This window comes from Paracoccus salipaludis (genome assembly GCF_002287065.1).
Classification (GTDB): domain Bacteria; phylum Pseudomonadota; class Alphaproteobacteria; order Rhodobacterales; family Rhodobacteraceae; genus Paracoccus; species Paracoccus salipaludis.
Genome location: NZ_NSJZ01000132.1, coordinates 1 through 559, shown reverse-complemented (window position 1 = coordinate 559; position 559 = coordinate 1). Strand labels below are relative to the sequence as shown.

Sequence of the window (559 nt, the reverse complement as noted above, 5' to 3'; positions counted from 1 at the left end):
TACCGAGATAGCCAAGAGCCATTTCATCAAGCTGGATTAAATTCGATCCAATGTTTTCTTGCTGTAGTTTTTTTACAATAGCTGTTTTCCCTGCACCCGTGCTTCCAAGCAATAGCATCTTTGGAGAGCCAATGTGCTTAAATTCTGCAAACGCGGGAGAGTCTACGAAACACTCAAATAGAAATTCTTCATCAGCCTCTGCTGAAATTTTTCCTATTCTTGCATTATGATTTAAAACAATAGGATTTGCCATTTTTACTCCTAAGGTTTAATTGAGCTGGCCATGAAGTAAATCAGGGACGTCTTTTCCATGGCCACCACTTAGGCTCATTGGTGACTGCGCGCTGATCGGTCAGTAAGGCGGTCGCCTGTTGTCGCCAGCGGTCTCGGTCTTCCTTCAAATCGCCTGATATTTCCCTCTCACGGTTCAGCATGGCCTCTAGCGCATTGATGCGTTCGAGCAGGAGGGTTCTATCTGGTTCTGCATCGCTTCTTTTCGAACCCTCAAGAGGTTCCAAGTCGAACGCCCGTGACAGCTCCGCTGGATCAATCGAGTAGC

General features: G+C 46.5%; 2 protein-coding genes. Both read right to left on the bottom strand.

Annotation, left to right across the window (positions count from 1 at the left end):
- Positions 1-253: hypothetical protein (locus tag CK240_RS18510; RefSeq protein ID WP_205957932.1), on the bottom strand; the 253-nt coding region annotated here is incomplete at its 3' end.
- 40 nt (positions 254-293) lie between these two features.
- On the bottom strand, positions 294-559 hold a 266-nt coding region (locus tag CK240_RS19090; RefSeq protein WP_205957931.1), incomplete at its 5' end, for a hypothetical protein.